Origin of the sequence: Parundibacterium terreum, from assembly GCF_014636315.1 — a bacterium.
In the GTDB taxonomy this organism is placed as follows: domain Bacteria; phylum Pseudomonadota; class Gammaproteobacteria; order Burkholderiales; family Burkholderiaceae_D; genus Undibacterium; species Undibacterium terreum.
In genome coordinates, this window is record NZ_BMED01000003.1 from 523,649 (window position 1) to 539,395 (window position 15,747).

At 51.8% G+C, this 15,747-nt stretch carries 14 protein-coding genes; 4 read left to right on the top strand and 10 right to left on the bottom strand.

Annotated features, from left to right (window positions below; genetic code table 11):
• Positions 1-37: 37 nt before the first annotated feature.
• From IEW12_RS17110 to IEW12_RS28890, 5 genes are all read right to left on the bottom strand, one after another.
• Positions 38-1,063 carry a glycosyltransferase family 2 protein gene (locus tag IEW12_RS17110; protein ID WP_188567285.1) on the bottom strand — a complete coding sequence of 342 codons (1,026 nt, stop codon included), beginning with the start codon at positions 1,061-1,063 and terminating at the stop codon, positions 38-40.
• Positions 1,060-2,244, bottom strand: coding sequence for a glycosyltransferase family 4 protein (locus IEW12_RS17115; RefSeq protein WP_188567286.1), 1,185 nt, complete (start codon positions 2,242-2,244; stop codon positions 1,060-1,062). The genes IEW12_RS17110 and IEW12_RS17115 overlap by 4 nt, the downstream gene beginning before the upstream one ends.
• A 9-nt stretch (positions 2,245-2,253) precedes the next feature.
• Positions 2,254-3,111, bottom strand: coding sequence for a glycosyltransferase family 2 protein (locus tag IEW12_RS17120; protein ID WP_188567287.1), 858 nt, complete (start codon positions 3,109-3,111; stop codon positions 2,254-2,256).
• A 9-nt stretch (positions 3,112-3,120) separates the two neighbouring features.
• Positions 3,121-5,076 (bottom strand): hypothetical protein, encoded by a 1,956-nt coding sequence (locus IEW12_RS17125; protein WP_188567288.1) that lies wholly within the window; start codon positions 5,074-5,076, stop codon positions 3,121-3,123.
• Between the two features lie 122 nt (positions 5,077-5,198).
• A complete protein-coding gene (locus IEW12_RS28890) occupies positions 5,199-5,651 on the bottom strand; it encodes a pilin (RefSeq protein WP_188567560.1) in 453 nt (150 codons plus the stop codon).
• Between the two features lie 637 nt (positions 5,652-6,288).
• Between IEW12_RS28890 and IEW12_RS17135 the strand changes: the two genes are divergently transcribed.
• The 3 genes from IEW12_RS17135 to IEW12_RS17145 all read left to right on the top strand — a co-directional run bounded on the left by IEW12_RS17135 (position 6,289) and on the right by IEW12_RS17145 (position 11,053).
• On the top strand, positions 6,289-7,788 hold the full coding sequence (locus tag IEW12_RS17135; RefSeq protein ID WP_188567289.1) for a PglL family O-oligosaccharyltransferase: 1,500 nt from the start codon (positions 6,289-6,291) through the stop codon (positions 7,786-7,788).
• 118 nt (positions 7,789-7,906) lie between these two features.
• Entirely contained in the window at positions 7,907-8,200 is a 294-nt protein-coding gene (locus tag IEW12_RS17140; protein WP_188567290.1) for a hypothetical protein, read from the top strand.
• Positions 8,201-8,326: 126 nt separating this feature from the next.
• A complete protein-coding gene (locus tag IEW12_RS17145; RefSeq protein WP_188567291.1) occupies positions 8,327-11,053 on the top strand; it encodes an O-linked N-acetylglucosamine transferase, SPINDLY family protein in 2,727 nt (908 codons plus the stop codon).
• Between the two features lie 96 nt (positions 11,054-11,149).
• Here IEW12_RS17145 and moaC read toward each other — a convergent pair whose 3' ends face one another.
• The gene (moaC, locus tag IEW12_RS17150) at positions 11,150-11,674 is read right to left on the bottom strand and encodes a cyclic pyranopterin monophosphate synthase MoaC (protein ID WP_188567292.1); all 525 of its coding nucleotides are present in this window, start codon (positions 11,672-11,674) and stop codon (positions 11,150-11,152) included.
• Positions 11,675-11,759: 85 nt separating this feature from the next.
• Between moaC and IEW12_RS17155 the strand changes: the two genes are divergently transcribed.
• The gene (locus IEW12_RS17155; protein WP_229751175.1) at positions 11,760-13,295 is read left to right on the top strand and encodes a beta-barrel assembly-enhancing protease; all 1,536 of its coding nucleotides are present in this window, start codon (positions 11,760-11,762) and stop codon (positions 13,293-13,295) included.
• 30 nt (positions 13,296-13,325) lie between these two features.
• On the opposite strand, the gene IEW12_RS17160 is transcribed toward IEW12_RS17155, so the two are convergent.
• The 4 genes from IEW12_RS17160 to IEW12_RS17175 form a co-directional block, all read right to left on the bottom strand.
• Complete coding sequence (locus IEW12_RS17160) at positions 13,326-13,958, bottom strand: DUF2946 family protein (RefSeq protein ID WP_188567293.1); 633 nt, start codon at positions 13,956-13,958, stop codon at positions 13,326-13,328.
• Between the two features lie 42 nt (positions 13,959-14,000).
• Positions 14,001-14,957: a YheT family hydrolase gene (locus IEW12_RS17165; RefSeq protein ID WP_188567294.1), complete on the bottom strand. Its 957-nt coding sequence runs from the start codon at positions 14,955-14,957 to the stop codon at positions 14,001-14,003.
• Positions 14,958-14,997: 40 nt separating this feature from the next.
• Positions 14,998-15,429 (bottom strand): YybH family protein, encoded by a 432-nt coding sequence (locus tag IEW12_RS17170; RefSeq protein ID WP_188567295.1) that lies wholly within the window; start codon positions 15,427-15,429, stop codon positions 14,998-15,000.
• A 61-nt stretch (positions 15,430-15,490) separates the two neighbouring features.
• On the bottom strand, positions 15,491-15,691 hold the full coding sequence (locus IEW12_RS17175) for a zinc-finger domain-containing protein (RefSeq protein ID WP_188567296.1): 201 nt from the start codon (positions 15,689-15,691) through the stop codon (positions 15,491-15,493).
• Positions 15,692-15,747: the final 56 nt, after the last annotated feature.

Below are 15,747 nucleotides of genomic sequence, written 5' to 3' on the forward strand. Positions count from 1 at the left end.
TATCGACAGTTGCGTTGGCCGGTAATTGAGCTTGTGTCTATCGAACCTCGGGCAAGCCATGTCGCCAAAGCATGCTAAGTTTGTAGGGGATAAGATCGAATACCGACAGGAATTTTTTTATGCCGATATGCGGATGTGCCTGGATTTTGCGACGTAGTTGCCGCAGTCTTTTTCTTTCTATCCACTGAGCTTTGATGCAAGCCCAATAGATGTCTTTGTATAGGCTTGTCTTGCCCTTCAGCATGGCCAAAATCACTCCCTCCATCAGCAACAGGCCAAGATGCAGTGGGAAAATGATGTGAAATACCGGGGCCGGATATGTGAGGGCCATCACAAAAGTTTTATTGCGCTCAGAGATAACACGGCGCGTCAGCTTGGTTGCCAGACGATTGTTGACTATCTTCCCGCCTCCCAGGCTTTGGCCCACCCAATGCCTGAAACCCGAATCCGGTAGCGCCATTACGGTATAACCGTATAATCTTGCCAGACAGCATAGATACATGTCTTCCGCCAAAGATCCGAACCAATCCGGGAAGCCTCCCAGCTCCTCCCAGAGGGAGCTGGGTAGCCACAGGCAAGCGCCGATGATCATCCCGATCTCTTGCTGTGACGGATCAAGATTGGGTATCGGATTTAAAAAAGGGTCGAACCGGCTTCCGATGTCTATCAGGCTCCCAGTCGCGGCATCGTATTGAGGTAGCCCGAGAATTGCCGGTGTGGCGGCCTGCTCCGCTTCCGTATATAAAGCGGAAAGTGCATCGGGAAAAAGCTCGGCATCATTATTCAGCAGCAGGATATAACGGCCTCTGGCGACCTTTGCCATGCGGTTGTTGGAAATGCAGAATCCGACATTTGTTTCGCTGACGATCAATACGACATCCGGATAATGTTCGCGAATATAGTCGGCGGAGCCATCGTTCGAAGCATCGTCATGCACAATAATTTCAACTACCTGTTCAAAATCTTGTGCCATTACCGAACGAATGCAATTGTCGATAACCTTCATGCCGTTATAGTTGGCGATGCAAATCGAGCAAACGGGAGACGGGCCGTGCGACATCATGGGTGTTCTGTGATCGGAAGCAAGTCGTTCGGTTTTAGCAAGGGGCTGACGATATTGCTTAGTTTTTCCCCAAATGATGCCCAGCTAAAAGCGTTGGCGAATTGCTTGCAACTGTCTTTGCTGATCTGGCTTTCGCCACTCAAGTATCGAAGTATGGTTTTGCTCATTTGCTGATAGTCGTTTGGAGGCACCAGATAACCCGATACGCCTTCTGCAATTGCGTCCGGAACGCCTCCTGCTGCAAAGCCCACCGTGGGTAAGCCGTGTGCCGCTGCTTCCACCGCTACCATCCCAAAACCTTCGACATCTCCTGGTAAATCAAGTACTGGGAAAAGCAGTAATTGGCTTGCACTATATGCCTGAGACAGCCGCGCATCGTCAATCCTGCCTAGAAGCTTCACGTGGGAGGCGAGATTCATTTGCTGAATCGTTTCAGTCAGTTGAATGCCTATGCCTTGTTTCGCACTGAGAGCATCAGTGGCTTCGCCACCCACAATTAGCAACAGGATGTCGGGCTGCTGACGCACCAGATCCGGCATGCAGTTAACGATAAATTGATATAAACCCTTGCGCTCTGTTAGTCTGCCGACAGAAAGCAAGATGGGCCTGTCGCCGGCCTCTATCGCCTGTCGAAATGCCGCAGGTTCAATATCCTCAGGAACATCCATCTCTACCCCTGGATGCAAAATATGAAGCCGCCTTGCATCAATACTATGTGCCAGGGCCAGTCTCGCAGTGTTGCTACTGTTGGTGATTAAAGTGGTGCTTGCCCGTATCGCAGGCAAAAATATGCTTTTATAAAGCACGTGGCTGGTAACGATATCCAGTCCATGCAAATAAGTGATCAGCGGTATGCCGAGGCGTCGTGCGATCAAAAAACCTGCAGGAGCAGTTGCGCCGCTGCCGCACAAGATCAGGTCGGGCCGAAAAGACATACCCATTTGCCATGCGGCGCGGATGCTACCCATCACAAAGGCGCTTTTGGGTGCGGTAGGAAAGGTGGCGACTGTCGCAGCTTCAGCATTGAGGTAACTGGCGCAGCCTTCCGGCCCGGCAACGGCCATGGCGTATCTCTTGCCGAGCTCCAGAAAGATGTGATGATTTAATTTTTCCATACCGCCGATCAACGGCGGAAGATTGCGGGTGACCAGCAAGATGCGTGGTTGATCGGCTAGAGCCATGAGCGGGTTTCAATCATTGCTGTCTTTGTAATTCAAGGCGGTGATCTGTTCAGAGACCAAACCTATCAAGAATACAAAGATTGCGGAGAGAAACATCAATGCACTCATATTGGTAAAGCGGTGAAAACTGAGAAAGGTATAGAGATAGTAGCCTACTCCCGTCATGAAGAACGAAAGGCTGATAGGCAGAAAAAGCTTCAGCGGTGAATAAAGTGTCCCGATCTTAAAAATAATCAGCAGGAAACGGAAGCCGTCTTTCATCGGGCTAATGTGGCTTTTTCCTATCCTCTTCGGCGCTTCTATCTCGATATAGGTGACCCCGTAGCCAGCCCTGAAAAAGCTCATCGTGATAGTGGTCGGATAAGAAAAACCGTTTGGTAGCAGATAAAGAAACTGCTTAAACTTTACGGCTTTCACTGCACGGAAACCGGAAGTCAGGTCGCTGACCTTTTGATCGACCATCCAACTGGCCAAGCGGTTGTAAAAACCATTTGCCGCAGCACGATGGACGCCGGCCTGAGATTTTCTGGTGCGCGCACCCACAACCATATCAAAGCCCTCAGCCAGCTTTGCCAGCAGCCTCGGAATATCTTCAGGTTTATGCTGTCCATCTGCATCCATGAACACCAGCACATCCCCAGTCGCTGCGCGCGCACCTGTTTTAATCGCTGCGCCATTTCCTTTGCTATAAGGGTGGGAGATCGCACGTACTCCATGTTCCTTGCAAATCTGAACGGTATTATCGCTTGACCCATCATCAACAATGATGACCTCGGCGAAGCCTGCATGAAGTTTGAGCGCAGGAAGCAGGCTTACCAGGGAGGCGGCTTCGTTTTTGGCGGGGATAATGATACTAATCGATGTCATTGGCCTGATTCAGATTTTATTGTTTATAGTGGCGAGTTTTTGAGACAAGATATCAAGTTCAGTTGCATATTTCTTCAGTTTATCAAGTTTCCGCATTTCGACCAATGCCTCCTTTGCCTCCTGTGTATGGCCGGATGCTATGCAAAATTTAATCAAGGTCATCCTGTAATCCAGTTGCCCCGGATTATTCCTGACGGTCTCTTGCATGACCTGTAGCGCTTTAGGGTAGTCTGCCGCGACATTCACCAGATAGTAGCTGTAAGCGGAGAGTATTGAGGCCCTATTACTTTGCGTTGTTAGTTCGTTGCTTAAACTGGCCTGCATCAAGCCTTCAATCTGCTCATTGGAGATTTTGCAGATCTTGTCCGCTCTACAGGTAACGAGGGAGATTAATAAATCAGCGGTACTCGAAGCCAGCGGCGAGTATTGTAGGCGATGCCGTAATTGATCTACCCATTGCGGTTCGATCGGGTGATTCCTGATCGCGCTTAATTTGATCATTCCGACCAAGCCGCTTGATGAGTTGGGATTGAGAGACGACGCTTTCTCGTAATAGCTGAGGGCTGTCGCATAATTTCTCGCCATGGCCTCTTGATCTGGCGTCGTGATGCTGCCATACATGGTCCCCATCTCGAGGCTGGCTTGGGCAGAGTTGGGGTGGTGTCTGGCTTCTGCCGTATACAAGTCGAAAGGGTTGGCCCAATCCGTTGAACGGGAATAGGTCGTAACCGCAAACAAGGCAATCAAGGCCAGTCCGATAATTCTCCTTATTTGCAGGGTAGAGACGTGAACTTGCGGGAGAAGCAAATAATAAGACGCGGCGAAAATCGGGCCAAGCATAGGCAGGTAGTTGCGATGTTCATGCGCGATTTCCAGCCCGAAAATAGTTGATTCAAGAATGTGGCCAGCGAAAAAAAATAATATCCCGAACGATAGCACCGGTGCCTTTTTTCTTGCCACGAATGCACCGAATATCAGCAGGGCTATTACTGCCATTGAGGTCGCTGTGGTGACAGGATCAAACAGTCCGTGTGAGTAAGCTATATCGTCGTGGTACAAGCCTAGCTCGGAGATGTTAGGCAGAAGAATCAGCTTCAGGTAAAAACACAAAACCCGGGATTCTGTCATTACCCGTTCGGCAAGCGTGAAGTCTCGGATCAGGTAGGTGGCAGTTATCCACTGAGGATGGAAAGCGCTATAAGCAATGGCGGCAGCGGCCGGAACGGCAACGCATACTGTAAATAAGGCGATTAACAGTTTGCGGCCGGCCTGCTCTTTAGCGTCAAAATTCAAAAGCGTCAGTTCAGTAACGAGCAGCAGCAATGGCAGTAGCGCCCCTGTCTCTTTGCTCAGCGTTGCCAAGGGGGTAAAAATAAGTACGCTGGCAATAACCAGCAATTTGCCCGAGTCGCCTTCAAGGAGCTTCAATCGCCCATATAGATAGGCGGCCATGCCCCAAATGCAAAACAAGGCAGACAGTGAAGTCATGCGTTGCACAACATACAGTATGCTGGTGAGGCAAAGCGGATGGAGCAGCCAGGCAGTCGTGACGAAAATGCTGATCAAGTCTTGTTGTTGTTTTGATAGCGATGAGCACGTGCGTATTTGAAGAATTCTTAAAATAGATGCGCTGACGCAGAATATTCCCAAGCCACACAACAAATGAATAAGAACATTGATGAGTTTGAAATAATAATTGTTGTAGCCGTTGGCGTAGTGATTCAATGCAAACGTCAGCATGCTGATGGGGCGGCTGAGCGGCCCGCTTGCACTTGAGAATGCTGCCTGCCGCAGAGTCGCAAAATGGAGATCCTGGATAGCAATGCCGGGATTCTTAACGATGTTTGGAGCGTCGTCAAAAACGAAGGGGCCATACAATCCGGGTTGGTAGACCAGGAAAGTCAGTCCAATCAAAATTGCCATTGCGATCAACAGGTAAATACTTCGGTACTTGACGGTTTGCATGGGGCCGATATGTTTGCGCGGTGAAGCGGATTTTAGGGTGATGAAAATCGTAAGAGTATATTTCTACAAGCGAAAAAAAAGGAGTCCAGACGGACTCCTTTTTGAGGAAAGCTGCTAACTAATTATACTTTTGGCAGATATTTTGCTGGTACTGTACCTGTAACAGACCATGTCAGGCCGCTACCTGCTGCGCAAGTACCGTTATAGATGATCGTTGCATTATCAGGTACGTTGTTGCCGATAGCATTGTATACGATAGTGATAGTACCGCCAGCATTGGCTGCTGAACCGACTGCCGTAACATTTTTTACGTATTTATTGTCAGTGATAGAAGTATATTGTGGCAGACCCAGCGATAAATTGCCGAAAGTAGCTGTCAATGTACCTTCGCTGCAAGCAACGCCCATTGCTGTCATTGCTGGGCTAGCCAGACTTGGACCAGCGGAAACTTTAGCTTTAACTGTGTAATCTTGGTAAGCAGGAATAGCTACTGCTGCCAGAATACCGATAATCGCTACAACGATCATCAATTCGATCAGCGTGAAGCCCTTTTGTGCTGCTTTTACTGCCTTCATGGAAAGGCTGCGTTGTGTTGCGTTCATAGCGAACTCCTGTAAGGTGATGATGGTGAAACAATTCTGTTATGTGTTACTGCCCCAGCTTAGTCAGCAAATACCATGCCTGAAGGCATTTAAATGTATTTTTACTTATTTTTATTAAAAACTGGCAAAAATAACAGCATATCCATGGCTGTTTTTTTGAGATTTTCTCATTTTCAGCTCATTGAGTTGACAAAAAATGTCACAACTGACGAATTTTGGCGCTGCATGAAAGGTGTGCCGGGCTTCTGCGGCTGTTGTGAGTCGTTTTGGGCACATTGAAATATTTGCAAACAATGACTCAAAATAGGTGATGAAGTACCTTAAATACTTTAAGTATGGAAAAACTTATATTGCTATCATGCTGACTTTGACCGTTACAGCCCTTTAAAGAACAATGCCCGCCGAAAAACACATCCATCGTTCTTTAGCGCTCTTTGGATTGCTGCTAGTTGCATCCTATATCCACCCCATTCATATCCATCCGTTCCGTACGTATTACCACGACGCGTTGGCGATATTGGGTCTATTGCTAGGGCTGATGTTTTTAACCGCCCCCCAAAAGACTGCCTGGCATATACCGGGAATTGTATGGATACCCCTGGCAATTGTGATGTTGATTGCTGCCCAGTTATTGTTTGGCATTATTGAACACCGCTGGGAGCTTGTGCTTGCCGTTGTTTACCTGGCACTGGCAGCGCTGGCGATGGTGTATGGCGCCAGTGTGGCGGCGACGCCTGAGGGCGAGCGAAAAATCTGCCTGACGCTGGCAAGCGGCTTCCTGCTGGCGGGATTGTTGTCTGTAATTATGCAGAATACGCAATTTCTGGGCCTCGATCTTTCGCCTGTAGTGATGTTTATGTCCCACCATACGGCGGCGGTATTCCGTCCGTATGCCAACGTGGCTCAGCCTAACCAGCTTGCATTATTGCTGTGCATGGCGCTTGCGTCCGTTTGGTGGTTGTACCGCCAGGCCCGCCTGCCGGCGGCTGCTGCTGCGACGCTCGCCTTATTATTAGTATGGGGGCTCAGCCTTACCCAGTCCCGCATAGGCTGGATTATTGCCCCTGCGTTTATTTTTATATTGTGGCCGCGCGCTGCCCAGGAAAAGCCAGTCGGCAAATTCCTGTTGCTGAGTTTGCTCTTTGCTTATATGGGCTTTGTGCTGGCGATGCCCGCATTGGCAGCATTGGTCGGGGTAGATGCCAGTTCGGTGACAGAGCATATCGGTGGCCGCTCTGAGCGCACTGTACTGATGCAGCAAGCCTTGCGGATGAGTCTGGAGCATCCCTGGTTTGGCGTCGGCTGGTTTGGTTTTGGTTCGGAGCAGGTGCGTATCGCTGCTGACTTCACGCCGACAACCTATGCCGAGCATTCGCATAACTTGGTGCTTAATTTTGCCGCGGAGCTGGGCTGGCCTGCGACGATAGCGCTGGGCGCGGCGTTGTTTGCCTGGTTTTTCAGCATCTATCGCCATGCAGGCGATTCCGCTTCGTTGCGTTTTGCCGGCATGATCTTCGGCGCCACCCTGGTACACAGTATGGTGGAGTTCCCTTTATGGTATGCCTTCGTACTAATCCCCGTTGCCGTACTAATGGGGATGGTGCATCAAATACACTGGCTTACCGCACCGGTGAAGGTCGCACACGGTGCTGTCATTACGGCGGCCAGCGTAGCTATTTTTGTCATGGCGCTGATGACGCTGGATTATCAGAGAGTACAGGATGGTTTCAAGGCTCTGCGCCTGCAAAAGGAGGGGTATAGCTATGACAAACAGGCTTTGCTAAAGCCCGAATGGACCTTATATCCTTATTTTTTCGATTATTTCAAGCTGATGGGCGTGCAGCCGCACGAAGGCATGTCTGCGGCAGAGATCGCTTTTGTAGAAGGTGCAAGCCGTCGCTTTGGTTTTGTGCATACGCTCAATACCATGGCGGAAGTCTATGTGTTAAACGGCCAGCCCAAGCAGGCCTTACGCACGATGATCACTTTGCAGCACCTGCACCCTTTTTCCTATAATGCCTATTACGATTATTGGAAGGCCAAGGGAGCGGTCGATCCTCTTCGATACGGATTTGTATTTGAGCGGCTTCCCGCGAGGATGAAAGATTAGTCCAGGCAATGAAATTCGGGGGCGTTTATCCGAAACGAATTAATGTTGCACTTTGGTATTTATTTAAGTTACGGTAGAATCAATTTGTCTTTTTTTTAACACACTACACTGGCTCACTATGTTCAATTGGTTTGATTCCTCAGAGGCTAAAACATTTGGCGATTCTCTTGCCGGGTTTTACATCGAACGTTCTGCTGCGCATCTTAAAGCGAGCAAGAAGAAAAAAGGCCAAAAAACCGGTGAAACTATCGACAAGATGTTTCAGCAGGTGGCGCAATTCAGGGCAGCGCATAAGCTGAACATTTATAAAAAAGCCAAGCTTGGGAATGCGTTCAAATGGCGCCTTCTGGAAGCTGGTTACGACAGTGAATTCGTCAATGAGCTGACGCATATGCTGATGGTCAGACTCTGAACGATTTTCCGGATAAACCAGCGCATGTTTAAATGGCTAGGCAGCTTATTTCAATCAGGGCGATCACCGGATCAACGGCAGTCTGTCGTTGTGGAATCGAAAGACCTACCTCCGATAAATAATCTATTGGCAAACGCCGCGGCCTTTAAGAAAAAAGGCGACGATTGCTTTGATGCAGGGGATTTGCGAGGCGCGGAAACGAATTACGGGCAGGCGATTGCCGCTGATCCTGGCAATGCCGCTGCATACAATAATCTGGGTCTGGTTTTAATGCAGCAACGCCGCTTTGACGAAGCCGAAAGCAGCGTCAAGAAAGCCGTAGAATTAAATCCTCGTTTATTCGACGCATTCTATATTCTAGGAATGATTGCGCATGAACAGGGCAAGTTGCGCGAAGCAGTTGGGTACCTGATCAATGCGACGGAAATTAAATCCGATTTTTCTGAAGCCTTCAATTATGCCGGTAACTTGTTGCTGGAATTGGGCGATCGCACTCAAGCTGAAGCTGCTTATCGCAGCGCTGTCTCGACGAATCCCAATAATGCCCAGTCCCTCTACAATCTTGCCGGCGTCATCCAGGAGCAAGGCAGGCGCGGTGAGGCAATCGGCTACTACCGTCGGGCGCTGGCCCTGTCGCCTACTTTCAACACTGCACGTCTAAATATGGTGCACCAGTTACAGCAATTATGTGATTGGCAAGATATTGATTCAAATACGGCGCTGGTTCGTCAATATGTGCGAGAAGCTCCTTTCGACCAGGACGGCCGCGACTCTCCCTTTGCATTTTTGGCCTTGCCGGGCACTACCGCCTATGAGCAAAAAATGTGCGCCGAAAGATGGACCAAGGGCAGTTATCGGCTACTGGCAGTGCAGGGTGCTCAGCTTGGCTTTCGCTACGACTGGCCCGCCAACCCCAGGATTAAAATAGGATATTTGTCTGCCGACTTTCATATGCATGCTACGGCAGTGCTGATGGCAGAAATATTTGAGCTGCATGATAAGCAGCGTTTTCACGTTACTGCTTACTCTTACGGGCCAGACGACCAAAGCGAAATGCGCTCAAGGCTGCAAGGCGCATTCGATGAGTTTGTCCATGTCGGAAATGAGTCCCTGGTCGACACGGCCAAGCGCATTCATGCAGATCATATAGACATCCTGGTAGACCTGAAGGGATACACCGGCGACACCCGTAGCGGAATATTGGCTTTGCGCCCCGCACCTGTCCAGGTCAATTACCTAGGATACCCCGGAACCATGGGGGCTGATTTTGTCGATTACCTGATCGCCGACCGCTTCATCATTCCAAACGACAGCAGGCAGTTCTATACAGAAAAAGTCATGTATCTGCCCGATTCTTATCAGCCCAATGATAGAACGAGGCCAAGGCCGGATGCACCAAGCCGCTCTTCGCAGCAATTGCCTGCGGGTGAAATGGTGTTTTGCTGTTTTAATCAAACCTATAAAATTTCGCCTGGAATGTTCGACGTCTGGTGCAAATTGCTGGATGCGGTGCCGGGCAGCGTGTTGTGGCTGCTCTCCAATACTTCAGTCGTAGAAGAAAATCTAAAGCAAGAAGCCAGCAAGCGCGGTGTGGATAGCGGACGGCTGATTTTTGCCCCAAGGGTCAAAATGGATGAGCATCTTGCGCGCCTGCAGTGTGCCGATCTCTTCTTGGACACTATCCCTTACAACGCCCACACGACCTGCAGCGAAGCCTTGTGGATGGGCTTGCCCGTGGTCACCTGTGCCGGTGAGTCTTTTGCATCCAGGGTCGCAGGCAGCTTATTGACTACTCTGGGAGTTCCAGAGCTTGTTACCTATACACTGGAAGAGTATTTTGCGCTGGCGTTGGAGCTTGCAACCGATGCAGAGAAGCGCGCCGGCATTCGTCAGAAGATCAACGCCGGCAGGAGCGCCAGTCCTCTATTTGATAGCGAAAAATTTACTCGCAATCTGGAGGCTGTTTATGATGCGATGCTTGTCGACCACAAGGAAAGTAAGGGATATTTTCAGATTGTGATCGTCAGCCCGGCAAATTATGCGCATAGTCAGGCGTTTGAGGAGGTGGCGCAGACGCTGCAGCACGGCTTGAGCAGGTTGGCAATACATGCGACCATCTCCCGCAACGCTTATTCCCGGAACGGGCGAAACATCATTCTCGGTTCGAATCTCCTCACACCGGATGAGATTGCCTGGATACCTGCAGGTTCCATCATTTACAACCTTGAGCAAATTTATCAGGGCTCCCCATGGCTGACTCCCAATTTGATTGAAATTTTGGGGAAATTTGAAATTTGGGACTACAGCCCAAGGAATGTGGAAACAATACGAGCTCTGGTTCCCGGTTCGAGAGTCAAATACGTTCCTGTCGGATATGTCAAGGAATTGACCCGGATACAGGCTGCGCAGCAAGAAGATATTGACGTATTGTTCTATGGTTCCGTCAATGAGCGGCGCCAGAATATCTTGAATGAGCTGGCGAGCCGCGGCGTAAAAGTAAAAGCAGTATTCGGCGTTTATGGAGAGGAGCGAGACGCCTTGATCGGAAGGGCGAAGCTGATCTTGAATATGCGGCTTTATGAAAGCGATATTTTCGAAATTGTCCGCGTTTCCTACTTGCTTGCGAACCAGAAAACCGTGGTATCGGAATGCAGCGATTCGACAGATATTGAGCCGGATATGCGTAATGCGGTTGCTTTGACACCGTACTCCCGCATCGCAGATACTTGCCTGGAATTACTCAAGGATGCAGAAAAACGCAGGAGCATCGCGGAGCAGGGATTCAAGATCATGGCAGCACGGCCGGAGGAGGCATATCTGCGCTCTGCGCTTGATCTGCCGCTAAATAGCTAGCATGCATTTAGCTCGAACTCATTTACTTGTGAAACGGGTTCCGGGGCATGCACATGCTGCCGTAGTGGCATCGATATGATGGTTTATAGTGGGCGCTTACTGGTCAATCAAACTGACCCAGTCCCCCGATTTGCCACCATGCTTTTCCAGCACCCGCACGTCGCCCATCACCATGCCGCGGTCTACGGCCTTGCACATATCGTAGATGGTCAGCAGGCCGACCTGTACCGCCGTCAGGGCTTCCATCTCTACGCCGGTCTTGCCGACAGTCTCCACTTGGGCGGTGCAGATGACGCTGGCTTTTGCTTCGTCGATGCTAAAATCCACCGCGACGCGGGTCAGGGCCAGCGGATGGCATAGCGGGATCAGGTCGGAGGTGCGTTTGGCGGCCATGATCGCGGCGATGCGCGCGATGCCCAGCACATCTCCTTTCTTGGCGTTGCCCTGCTGGATGATGGACAGCGTTTCCGGTTTCATGCGGATATGGCCGCTGGCAATGGCGATGCGATGGGTCTCTTTTTTTTCTGCTACATCGACCATATGCGCCTGGCCGGTGCTGTCAAAATGACTCAGCTCGCCAGTCGGGGCCGCGGCTGGATTGTTTTTGGATTGTGTTGCCATCAATGAAAGTATGAAACAATAGGTGAATAAATAAGGAACATCTTGCCTCTGAAAGTATCATAGCACTGTGAAACCCTCATTCCTTATGTCTAAATTGAAATTATTGCCGGCATGCCTGAGCGCCGCTGCGCTTGCCGGAGTTTGCCTGTTCTCGGTGGCCACTGCACCGGGCAATGTATTTGCACAAAGCCTGCCCACCCTGGGCGATACCGAGCGCGAAGACCTGTCTCCCTTGATGGAGCGCAAGCTGGGCGAGCAGATCATGCAGAGCATCAGAGTCGACCCGGATTATCTGGATGATGGCCCGGTACTTGAATATCTGAACAAGCTCGGTAACTCCCTGTTGGCAACCCGGCCGGAGGCGAGGGGGGAGGCCATTTACAACTTTGAGTTTTTTGCCGTGCGTGACCCGGTGTTGAATGCCTTTGCCTTGCCCGGAGGCTTCATCGGCATGCATTCCGGCCTGATCCTGGCGGCGCAGACCGAGTCTGAACTGGCTTCTGTCATGGGGCATGAAATCGGCCACGTGGCGCAGCGGCATATCGCGCGCATGATAGGCAGCCAGGGGCGGGATGCGCTGATTCCGTTGGCGGCCTTGATATTGGCAGCGCTGGCGGCCAAATCTAGCCCGGATGCGGCGATGGCTCTGGCGATGGGTGGCCAGGGTGTGGCGATTCAGCGCCAGCTCAATTTCAGCCGTGACGCGGAACGCGAAGCAGACCGGGTCGGCTTCCAGATCTTGCGCGACGCCGGTTATGACACCTCGGGCATGGTGGCTTTCTTCGGCCGCCTGCAGGCATCCACCCGCAATTACAACGACACTGCACCGGCCTATCTGCGCAGCCATCCGCTGACCACGGAGAGGATAGCCGACATCCAGGCGCGGCAGGTGGACCAGCGCTACAAGCAGCACGTCGACGGCCTGGACTTTTTCCTGATCCAGGCCAGGGTAAGGGTCTTGCAGGATGTAGGTACCCAGGGTCTGATTGATACGGCGGTCATTTTTGATCAGCAGTTGAAGGGACAGAGAGAGATAGACAAGATTACTGCCAGATATGGCCTGGCTTTTATCGCCTACCTGCAGCATGACTATGCGAAGGCCGATACCTTACTGAAAGAAGTGATTAAACAGGTGCAGCAAAATCCTAAATACAAGAATGTATTCAAGGAAACCAGCGCTTTTGCGGATCTGTCTATCGATATCAAGATCGCCAACAAGCAGCCTGACCTGGCCGTCAAGGAAGCAGAAGAGGCGATGCAGTTGTTGCCTTTATCGCGCGGCATTGCCCAGCAATATGCGGAAGCCTTGCTGGCCGCCAAGCGGGAAGAGGATGCGGCCCGTTTTTTACGGGACCAGGTGCAACTGTACCGGCAAGAGCCCAGCTTGTACAAGCTGCTGGCAAAGGCCTACTCAGCCCAGGGCAAGCAGGCGCTGGAGCACATGTCGCTGGCAGAGTCTTATGCATTGAACGGTGCACTGCCGGCTGCGATACAGCAACTGGACATCGCCCGTCGCTCGCCGGATGCGCAATATTATGACCAGGCGGTCATTGATGCACGCGAGCGCGAGTGGAAAGAAAAGCGCAAGCAGGAAGTGGAAGACGAGAAAAAACGTAAATAGGGGTGCAGGGAAGGAAGCTCCTGCCGGGCTTCAATCTGCTTGCGGAGCGGATACAAAGTTAAAGCGTTGCGCCAGTTCAGGCAGTTCTGCATGCTGTACATCAATTTGCCGGTGATAGGGCGCATTCAGTCTCATTGTCAGTACGCCTGCCGCTTCTCCGACTGCTTCGCCGGCTGTCTTGTCCTGCAGATTCAGCCACTCCAGCAATTGTTCATCGTCGATATGCTTGCCGTCCAGCCTTAACAGGGCCAGGCAGGCCGCCATGTCGCGGTCATCCACCTGGGCCAGGATTTCGCCGGTTTGCAAAATCAGGCGGCCCTCCTTCGTCATCCAGGCTCGCTCCACGTCGTCCAATGGCGTGCCGGTGTGCAAGACAAAGCCCTGGTCAGGAGTATTGTGCGCGACATAGGGTGTAGCTTCCAGGTTGATATACACCCGTTGCGGGCCGTTCTGGAAATACCAGCGTCCCTGCGCATCATGCTGATAGTTGCGATTGATAAAGCCTAATAGTGTGGCGTGCGCAATCTTGTCGCCAGGCAGTTTCAGCGCCTGCGCGCGCTCATCCCGCATGCGCCATACGCCGCGCGCATCCAGCGCCAGCCAGCCATAGCAATGAGGCACATTCGGCCAACGGGCCATCGCTTGTTTGACTATCTCATCCATGGTGAACTCCTGTGCGAACTTCCGGATCAAAGATCAAGCCCGCTAAGACTTGCCGTCGAAGAAGTGCAATATTTTCCGGGGCAACCAGTCTATGCTGCCCGGCACATTGCCTGCCGCAAAGCCGACGTGGCCGCCATATGCCGGATATTCCAGTATGACTTTTGAAGATGCTTTGCGCGGCAGATGTTCTCCGGGCAGGAAGGGATCATTCTGTGCATTCAGCACCAGCGTAGGCAAGGTGATATCTGTCAGTATATGCTTTGCGCTGGCCCTGTCCCAGTAATCCTCGGTATTGCGGTAGCCATGCAGGGGTGCGGTCACGACATTGTCGAATTCGTACAGGTTGCTGGCACGCATCAGCGCTTCGCGGTCAAACAGCCCTGGAAACTGTTCCAGTTTCTGCAGGCATTTCGGCTTCAGCGTCTTCAGGAACATGCGGGTGTACACCATATTGAAGCCGTGCGACAGCGATGCACCGCCTTGCGCCAGATCCAGGGGGGCAGAGACGGACACTGCTGCGTCTATCATTTCTGCCTGGTGCTGCGATTCGCCTATCCAGCGCAGCAAGGCATTGCCGCCCAGAGATACGCCGCTGGCGAAGAATTTACCGTCAGGATGTTGACTGCGATAGATCTGGTGCAGGCGGCGTATGATCCAGTCCACTTCTTGCGCATCGCCGGAATGATAGAAACGCGGCGCATTATTCAGTTGGCCGGAGCAGCCGCGAAAGTGCGGCACCGCGCCGGACCAGCCACGCTCCTGCAGCATGGCCATCAGTGCACGCGCGTAATGGCTATCGGAAGAACCTTCGAGTCCGTGGAACAGGACCACAAACGGCTGGCCGGGTTTGCCGTCGACAAAATCGACGTCGATGAAATCACCGTCCGGCGTATCCCAGCGCTCACGCCGGAATGTAACAACAGGTTTGCGGATGAACAGGGCAGGGTAGATGGTTTGCAGATGCCCGGTTGGCAACCAGCGAGGCGCTTGATAATTCATTGTTCCAGACTAAATCCTAATGCTGATGCAGACTTGCTCATTAATGCAATACGCTGGCCTTGAATAAATCCGGTGGTGCCTTGCCGGCGGCAATAGACGCGTGATGGGTCGCAATTCTCCAGCCATGCGGTGTTTTGACATACACGTTAGTGGCCAGAATATGGGCGTCCTGCGGTGCTTCGCCGCCGCTATCGACTTCTTCCAGCACGCTATGCACCGAACTTAGCATGTTGTGCGTGGCATGCAGTTGCGTCGGCCGTATGTGTACGCTGCCGCGCTCGAAGATGGCTTCCCAGGATGCGCGTATGGCTGCATGACCGATCAGCCGGGGTGCGCCAGGGTGGATGCAGACAACCTCTTCATCTTCAGCCCACAAGGCCATCAGGCCATCCAGGTCGGCGCGGCTCAGTGCATCGTAAAACGCCGCTTCTACTTCATCGGCGCTTCCATTCAACTGTTTTTTAACGGGCATGGGGTAGCTGCGTTGGTTTAGGATAACCGGCCGCCTGGTCGGGCGGCCCGGAATCAGGGGATCAGTGACCCTTGATCACTTCGCCTGCCGCCAGCTTGTACTGGGTGCCGCAATACGCGCAGGTTGCGGCGCCGCCGTGCGACAGATCGAGATAAACGCGCGGGTGGGACGACCACAAAGGCATGGCCGGGTTGGGGCAATGCGCAGGCAGGTCTTTGGCTTTCAGTTCTACAACGGCTAAAGGCGCGGTAGTCGCTTGCATGGTGTTCTCCAGTTTCAATTGAGGCAAAAGTGCATGATATGCTAATTGCGTGATTT